Source organism: Treponema sp., assembly GCF_051883275.1.
Taxonomy (GTDB): Bacteria; Spirochaetota; Spirochaetia; order Treponematales; family Treponemataceae; genus Treponema_D.
The window spans coordinates 23409-31759 of record NZ_JBJETK010000011.1 but is presented as its reverse complement, the minus strand read 5'-3'; the positions used below and the strand labels follow the sequence as shown (position 1 = coordinate 31759).

The 8351-nt window shown below is 32.2% G+C and carries 7 protein-coding genes; all 7 read left to right on the top strand.

Going from position 1 to position 8351, the window contains the following annotated elements; translation table 11 throughout:
- Positions 1-199: 199 nt before the first annotated feature.
- The 7 genes from ACI4L0_RS01035 to ACI4L0_RS01005 all read left to right on the top strand — a co-directional run bounded on the left by ACI4L0_RS01035 (position 200) and on the right by ACI4L0_RS01005 (position 8350).
- The gene (locus tag ACI4L0_RS01035) at positions 200-1708 is read left to right on the top strand and encodes a lipopolysaccharide biosynthesis protein (protein ID WP_439798318.1); all 1509 of its coding nucleotides are present in this window, start codon (positions 200-202) and stop codon (positions 1706-1708) included.
- A gap of 2 nt (positions 1709-1710) precedes the next feature.
- Entirely contained in the window at positions 1711-2913 is a 1203-nt protein-coding gene (locus tag ACI4L0_RS01030; protein WP_439798317.1) for a Coenzyme F420 hydrogenase/dehydrogenase, beta subunit C-terminal domain, read from the top strand.
- Positions 2910-4118: a polysaccharide pyruvyl transferase family protein gene (locus ACI4L0_RS01025; RefSeq protein ID WP_439798316.1), complete on the top strand. Its 1209-nt coding sequence runs from the start codon at positions 2910-2912 to the stop codon at positions 4116-4118. Before ACI4L0_RS01030 ends, ACI4L0_RS01025 begins: the two co-directional genes overlap by 4 nt.
- On the top strand, positions 4115-5044 hold the full coding sequence (locus ACI4L0_RS01020; protein WP_439798315.1) for a glycosyltransferase family 2 protein: 930 nt from the start codon (positions 4115-4117) through the stop codon (positions 5042-5044). Before ACI4L0_RS01025 ends, ACI4L0_RS01020 begins: the two co-directional genes overlap by 4 nt.
- 503 nt (positions 5045-5547) lie before the next feature.
- Positions 5548-6114, top strand: a complete 567-nt coding sequence (locus ACI4L0_RS01015) for a glycosyltransferase (RefSeq protein ID WP_439798314.1) — start codon at positions 5548-5550, stop codon at positions 6112-6114.
- The gene (locus ACI4L0_RS01010; RefSeq protein ID WP_439798313.1) at positions 6081-7286 is read left to right on the top strand and encodes a hypothetical protein; all 1206 of its coding nucleotides are present in this window, start codon (positions 6081-6083) and stop codon (positions 7284-7286) included. The genes ACI4L0_RS01015 and ACI4L0_RS01010 overlap by 34 nt, the downstream gene beginning before the upstream one ends.
- The gene (locus ACI4L0_RS01005) at positions 7283-8350 is read left to right on the top strand and encodes a glycosyltransferase family 4 protein (protein ID WP_439798312.1); all 1068 of its coding nucleotides are present in this window, start codon (positions 7283-7285) and stop codon (positions 8348-8350) included. Before ACI4L0_RS01010 ends, ACI4L0_RS01005 begins: the two co-directional genes overlap by 4 nt.
- Position 8351 lies beyond the last annotated feature (1 nt).

Below are 8351 nucleotides of genomic sequence, written 5' to 3'. Positions count from 1 at the left end.
AAATAGAAATGTGCAACCTCTAAAAACTTCAGTTTTTAGAGGTAACTTTAAAATATGATGTTCTAAGTCGCGCTATTAGCGACTTAGAACTCGTCGGACATATTGTAAAAAAAAAGCCGAAAGCAAGTTTTTTCAATATGTCCATGTCTCTTAAAGAACCGTAATCTTTCAATTGATGGAAAGACTGGCAGGAGATGTTATGTCAAACAGTACCCGAATAGCCAAAAACACAATTGCCCTCTACTTCCGGCAGATTCTCATAATGCTGGTGAGCCTTTACACGGTGCGTGTCGTTCTGAATACAATTGGTGCTGAAGATTACGGAATCTACAATGTTGTTGCTGGGGTTGTTGTCCTGTTCAGTTTTGTGAATAACGCGATGGCGACAAGCGTTCAAAGGTTTCTTAATTTCTACCTTGGAAAGAATGACACAGAAAAAACTAGGAATGTTTATTCAGCAACCCTTGTGATTCATGGAATTGTCTGCCTGATTTTTATTGTTTTGGCTGAGATTGTCGGGCTTTGGTTTGTGAATGCAAAACTGAATATTCCAATCGGACGGAGCACGGCCGCTTTCTGGTGCTATCAGGCTGCTGTTGTCACAACTTTGGCAAATATAATGCGCGTTCCATACAATGCCGTAATTATCGCTTATGAAAAAATGAGTTTTTTTGCAGGCTTGAGCATTGTTGAGGCTGTGTTGAAGCTTGCGGTCGTATTTCTTTTGAAAATCACACATCTAGACAAGCTCGTTTTTTATTCATTTTTGCTTGCTGGTGTTTCATTTATTATTCTTGCCATATATAAGTTTTATTGCAATAAGAATTTTGAAATTGCACATTATAAAAAGGTTCAAAATAAAGGATTGGGAAAAGAACTTGTTTCGTTCAGTGGGTGGAGTTTGTTTGGAGCCGTTGCAAATGTGGCAAACATACAGGGAACGAATATTGTTTTGAATATTTTTACGAACGTAACTGTGAATGCGGCGATGGGGATCGCAAATCAGGTGAATGTGGCTGTCTATAGTTTTGTGAGCAATTTTCAGACGGCGTTTAATCCGCAACTGGTAAAAAGTTATGCGGCTGGAGAAAAAAAAGAACTCAATCAACTTATTTTCAGAACATCAAAATTTTCTTTTCTGCTTTTGTGGCTTATCCTTTTGCCATTGAGCTTAAACCTAGAAACGGTATTGACATTATGGCTTAAGAATGTGCCGGGATATTCGGTTGTTTTTGTCCAGTTGATTCTGATATGTTCGCTTGTTGACTGTATGACTTATCCAATTGCGGTTGTAGTTCAGGCTAGTGGAAATATAAAGTTTTATCAAATAATTATAAGCTGTTTTATTTTTGCAAACCTTCCTTTATCAATATTATTCCTTTTTAGGGGAATGTCGCCATATTCAGTTTTGTTCATAAGATTTTTCCTTTGTCTTTCAATTCTTGTTTTTAGAGTTTTATATTTGAATTTCTCGCAATCATTTCCTGTAAAGAATTTTATTTTTCAAGTTTTATTGAGATGTGCTGTTATTGTGTCTATTTCATTTTTTATTACGAAATTGCTGACATCTCATTTTTCCGGACTTGGTTATTTTATTTGTTCCTGCTTGTTTTCGGTTTTTATCATTATTGTGCTTTCGTTTACTATTTTGTTTACACCGGAAGAAAGAAAATATGCGTTCAGTTTTATAAGAAAATTTAGGAGATAATTTTGAAAAGCGTTTCTATAATCGATAGAAAAAAATGTTTCTCATGCCGTTCGTGCGTTCAAATATGCCCTAAGAATGCTATAGATATGCAGGAAAATAATGAGGGATTTTTTTATCCAAGTGTAAATGAATCTAAGTGTGTTGATTGCGGACTGTGTCTAAAGCATTGTCCGTCTTTTAAGCCTTATGAGAAGAATGACTTTAAGAAAACAAGTTATGCTGTTTGGCTAAAGGATGATAAAAAACTTTTTGAAAGTTCTAGCGGAGCTTTATTTTCTGTTATCGCTGAAAGGATTTTGAAGAACGGAGGTGTTGTTTTTGGCGCGGCATATAATGCGGACTTGTTTGTAGAGCATATTTGTATTGAAGATATAAACGAGCTTTATAAACTGAAAGGCTCAAAATATGTTGAAAGCACAACAAACAGCACATATTCTAAGGTTCTTTCTTATTTAAAAAATGGAAAAAAAGTTTTGTATTCTGGAACGCCTTGCCAAATCGCCGGATTAAAAAAATTCTTGGGCAATGACTATGAGAATCTTTTTACAATGGATTTGATTTGCCATGGAGTGCCGAGCGAGAGGCTGTTTCATAAATATCTTGAGTGGCAGTCTGGACAGCTTGGCGGAAAAATAATTTACTGCGGTTTCAGGGATAAGGATGTTGGCGGCTGTAGCTGTAATGGAAAAATTAAGACTAAGACTAAGACTAAGACTGTATTGTCTGCTTTAGATCCATATTATTCTTCTTTTATAAGATGTGAAACATACAGGGAAAGTTGTTATTCATGTCCTTATTCATCTTTGGAGCGACCCGGAGATATAACGATGGGTGACTTTACAGAAATCACAGAGATAATTCCGGGATTTGATTTTTCTAAAGGATTGAGTCTTTGCATTATAGATACGGAAAAAGGACTAGCGTTGTTTAACTTAGTAAAAGATAGTTTCAATATAGTTCCTTTGGAATTCAGCCAATATATTTCAATAAAAAGCAACCTGCAAACGCCCTCTGAAAGACCTGCTATAAGAAACTTTGTATATTCAGGGATTGAAGCTCTTTCTGCAAAGGAATTCTTCAAAAGATTCAAGGAAGCCTCACGCTTTTATTTCATAAGATTTTATTCAAGAAAAATATTATCAAAAACAGCTCCGAGTTTTATAAAGAAATTTGTAAAAAGAATTATCAGAGGAAAAAGAAAATGAAAATAGCAATAGTAAACCAGCCTCTTGCAAACCGGGGCGATGAAGCAGCACACAAAGCATTTTTAAGGGCGATATGCAGGAAATTTCCAGGGTATCAGATAGATGTTGTTTTTCTTTGTGTAGAACAGACCCTTATTGATTTAATAAAAGTTAATGCAAAAAATGTTTCATATATCAACATACCAAAAATCCGAGGGTTCAGCAGATTTGAACAGCTTGGTTTTCTGCTTGATAATTTTGCATTTTCATATCTGCATCCTGCTTTGAGAAAGTTTCATAGACTTTTAAAAATTTATGACAAGGTCGTGTGTGCTCCTGGTGGAATGTGCATGGGCGGTTTTTTAAATTGGGATCACATTTGGCAGCTTGATGTTGCAAGAAGACTGAAGAAGCCCGTCCTGTATTGGGGCAGATCTATAGGACCATTTACAGAAGAAAACTTCAAAAAGAAATTTTTCAAAAAATACAGTGTGCGCCTTTTAAAATATTTTTCTTATATAAGTTTGAGAGATAAAGTTTCTTTAGATATTGCAAGACAATTTGAAGTAAATGCAAATGAAGTGGTCGATTCTGCTTTTCTTGAAATTCCTTCTGTAAAAATCCCGGAAAATATGCAAAAAATTATTAAGGATTCTGAATATATTGTACTTGTTCCGAATTCACTTACATGGCACCCTCGTTACAAAGATATTCCGCAGGAAAAAATAGATGAATTCTATTTGAGAATTATTAAACTTCTTGAAACAAAATTTGCTGATAAGAAAATTGTAATGCTTCCGCAAACTTACAAATCAATTATAAATGATTATGAATATTTCTTAAAATTAAAGGAACTGTCAAATAATCAGGATATTGTCGTAATTGATGAAAATCAAAGTTCGGATGTTCAACAGGCAATTATAAAAAAAGCTGGTTTTGTAATTGGTGCAAGATATCATTCCATTGTTTTTGCTATTAACAATGAAGTTCCTTTTGTCTCTTTAAGCTATGAACATAAGATGAAAGGACTTCTTGAGACGCTGGGCATGACAAGCAGAATGGTTGAAATCCAGGACATTTTTGATGAAAAAATAGGTGATTATAGAAGGGTACTTAATAAAGTGGAAACCCTTTTCTGTGAAAAACAGGAAATGCCTTCTGTGCAACAGGCAAGACAGATTGTTCAGAATGGGTTTGAGAGATTTTGTAAAGAGTTATCAAAATGAAAGTTTCTATCGCCCTTGCAACATACAACGGAGAAAAATTCATACGCGAACAGTTAGATTCAATTCTTTCTCAGTCAATTCAAGATTTTGAACTGATTGCCTGTGACGACTGTTCAACAGATTCTACTTTGCAGATTTTAAATGAATATGTGGAGAAAGATATTCGTATAAAAGTCTTTGCGAATGAAAAAAATCTTGGTTTTAAAAAAAATTTTGAGAAAGCGATTTTATTATGTTCTGGTGATTATATTGCGCTGAGTGATCAGGATGATATCTGGACTGAAAAACACCTTCAAGTTTTGCTGGAAAATATCGGCAAAAATGATTTGGTTGGTGCCAATGCTTTTCTGTGTGATGAAAAAGCAAAATCAACGGGAATAGATTTGCTCTCATGTTCAAGAATTGATTTCTTGCCAAAAACAAAAGATGAATGGTTCTTTTTCCTTTTACATTCAAATATTTTTCAAGGTTCAGCGTGTTTATTCAGAAAGTCACTTATTCAAAAAGCCTTGCCGATTCCTGAAAATGTAAAATTTCATGACTACTGGCTTGCACTTGTAGCAGCAGCGGGCAACGGTGTCTGCTATAAAAATGACTGTATTTTATATTATCGCCAGCATGAAACAAATGTTACAGAAAATAAAAAACAAAATTTTTTTGAAAAAATCAAGAAAGCTGTAAAAGGAAAAAACCAGCATTTTATAAAAGAACAGATTGAAATATTGTCTACCTTGCAAAAAGAACATTTTGATTCAAATTGCTTAAAAACAATAAATGAAGCTCTTGAATTTTATAAAAGCCTTGGAAGTACTAAGCGATTTAAATTTCTTTTTTGGTATTGGAAAAATTTTTACAAATTGAATTCCTGTTCAAGCAAGAAACTGAAAATCATCTGTTTTATAAAAAATATTATTTTAGGAATATAAAAATGAAAATTTGTTTTTTATCAAAAGATTATTCTTATAACGGTGGCGGAGAACGCATGCTTTGCAATCTTGCAAACGAAATTTCCCATTCTTGCGAGGTTGCAGTAGTTTCATTTGATTTTTCCGAAAAAAAATCAATTTACAAGCTCAATTCTGAAATTAGTTTTATAGATGCAAAAATTAAAAGACGGAAAATCAATTTTTTTACAAAATTTGATTACATCAAATACATAAAAAAACATTCTGATTTTTTTGACTCATTTGATGTTATTGTCGGCGTTGGAATTATCTGCAATCTTGTTTTGTCTTATTGCAGTCCGAAATTAAAGGCAAGAACTGTCGGCTGGGAGCATTTTTGCTATGATGGAACTCCATTTTATCAGAAAATCTTGCGGCGGTTTCTTTTTAAAAGTTTAAATCAAGTTGTAATTCTGACAAATAGAGACTTGCAAAAATACAAGAAGATAAATCCGAATACAACCGTAATTTATAATTTTACAAATATGGAATTTAGAAAACCTCCTGTACTTGAAAACAAGCAATTTTTGTTTATAGGAAGACTTTCCAGACAAAAAGGGTTTTCTGATTTATGCAGTATTATAAAAAGATTTTGCAAAATAAATAGTGACTGGAATTTTAGAATTATAGGAAACGGTGAATACAAAACTGATTTTGAAAAATTTATAAAATCCGAAAAACTTGGCAATAGAATAAACTGGTCATTGGTTTCTGATGATGTTCAAACAGAAATGGAAAATTCCTCCTGCCTTCTTATGACTTCAAGATTTGAAGGTCTTCCTATGGTTCTTATAGAAGCAGAAGTTTGCGCTTTACCTGCAATTTCTTATGATACTCCAACTGGACCGTCTGACATAATTTTAGATTCAAAAACAGGCTTTGTCGTTCCTGTTCATAACAAAAAACTTTTTGTTGAAAGAATGAAAGAATTTGCAGATGATTTTGAATTACAGCAGAAGTTATCTTATGGAGCAAAAACAGAAAGTGAAAAATTCAACAAACAGAATATTCTTTCCCAATGGAAGGAGGTTTTGAAAAAATGCGAAAGATGAAAAGAATAGGTGTTTTTGAGAATTATTTTATTTTTCTTTTTTTGATTTGCATTTTAAGGTTCAAAATATTTGCGGCAAGCCATCTTTTTGTTTTTTTGCTTATCCTTATATTTTTTACTCCACTTTATTTTATGTTACGGCAGATTACCTTTTTTAGTAAATCACAAATAATGTATTTTTCAATTTATGCAATGATTGCATTATTTTCCTGGCATTTTTCAGATAATTTATCCCAAAACAATATTTTTTATTACGTTCTTTTTTACACTTTGCCAATTTTTTATTATTCGTCAGTCCAAAGTTTCTTAAAAAAAATTACTGTCCGGCAAATTTTATATATTTTTGATCTTGTTATATCTATCTTTAAAATATATTTATTGATTGAAGTTGTGTATCGTTATTATACAAGTTATATTGCAATGATTTCAGAAGGCTTGATTTCTTCATTTTATAATTTTAAAGGAAATTCTTTTTATTCAGATACAAATTTTCTTGCATTAGTAATTCAGAATTTTGCATTAGTTTGCATATTTTTATATAAGAAATTCAACAATAAAAAGTATTTGAAAGATTACTTTCATTTAATGTTTTTTGCCTTTCTAACTCTTTCCCGTTCTGTTGTTTTAACTCAAATAATGCTTCTTTTATTTGATTTTTATTATTCTGAATATAAAAAAGGACATTTTGCTAGATTTTTTCTGCTTACTATGATTTTCTCTTTTTCATTAGTTTTTCTGTTTTTTCTGTTACAAAAAGATGCGAGCTTTAGAAGCAAAATTGTAATTTTTGATGGCTTAAAAAAGATAAATAATTTTAATTTTGAAAATCAACTTTTTGGATTTGGCTTTGGAAAAGGGGAATTTATATATTCCTATAGGAAAGGCGATTACGGACATTTGCATATCGCTTTGTTGTTAGGTCAAGAAGGAATTGTTGGGGTTGTTATGTTTTTGACTTTTTTATTATTTTCTTTAATTTCATCAAAAGGTGCAACTTTAAGACTTGTAATTTCATTTTTAATTTCTGGATTTTCGCTGGCATTCTTTGATACTTCATTTTATTTATGTTTAGCTATAATCACATCAGTTAATAAGAAAATTATTTCTGAGAATTCTTTTTCGTTATGCCATTATGATTTCACCTCATCTAACAAGGAGCACTCCATTCTATGAAAATTCTTCTGATTACAAGCATTTATCTTCCGCATATTGGCGGGATTGAACTTTATGTTAAAAATCTTGCGGCAAATCTAACTGCAAAGGGACATTCGGTCTGTGTTTTTGTGGGCGACAGATTTGTAAAAACATATTCTGATTCTATTGAGTACGGAATCAGAACTGTCCGTGTTCCAGTTTTTTATTTAAAAGGCATGACTTGTTTAAGAGACAAAACGGACAGAAAAATTTTGGAAAAGGAACTTTCCTCTGCTGAAGTTGTCCATCTTAACGATGTAAAATTCCTGTATAAATTTCTTGCACAGAAAAAATCAATTTATGGTTATAAACTGTTTTTTTCTTCACATGGATTTATCTTTCACACAAAGTCATTCTTGTTTCTAAAAAATCTCTACATGAAAAAAATGTCAAAATATTCTAGATTTTACAATCAGAATTACTGCGTTTCAGAAAATGACCTGAACATTGCGAAGAAGTTTGATTTTTCAAATTTAAAAATGCTCATTCCTGGCTGCGATGTAAAAAAGTTTGGGCAAATCGATGCGGAACGGTTTGAAAAAAATACATTTTTATATTTCGGACGTATTGCACAGAACAAAGGTGTCTTGGAACTTGTAAGACTTTTTAATTCCAGCACTTTTGATTTTTCCCTAAAAATAATCGGAAAATGTGACGATGAATGTTACTTTCAAAAAATTAGTTTTGTTGCAAAAAATGATTCAAGGATAGAATTCTTGGGCTATAAAGCTGATGATGAAATAAAGGAGTATATTCAGAATGTCGAGTTTTTAGTTTTTCCATCGCTACACGAAGGTTTTGGACTTACCCTTGTAGAAGCCCTTGCTTCCGGAAAAAAAATAATCGCAAATACAATAGAAAGCTTTACACAGATTTTAACCAGCTGCGGTTTGACTGAATTTTTGTTTGACTTTACAAAAGGGCGGGATTCCCTTCTGAAAAAAATCGAAGAGCTTAGAAAACTGCCTGCAAGAAAGCCAAACCTTGAAAAATATTCTGTTGAATACATGACGAGCTTGATTGAAAAAGATTATATTGAATAAA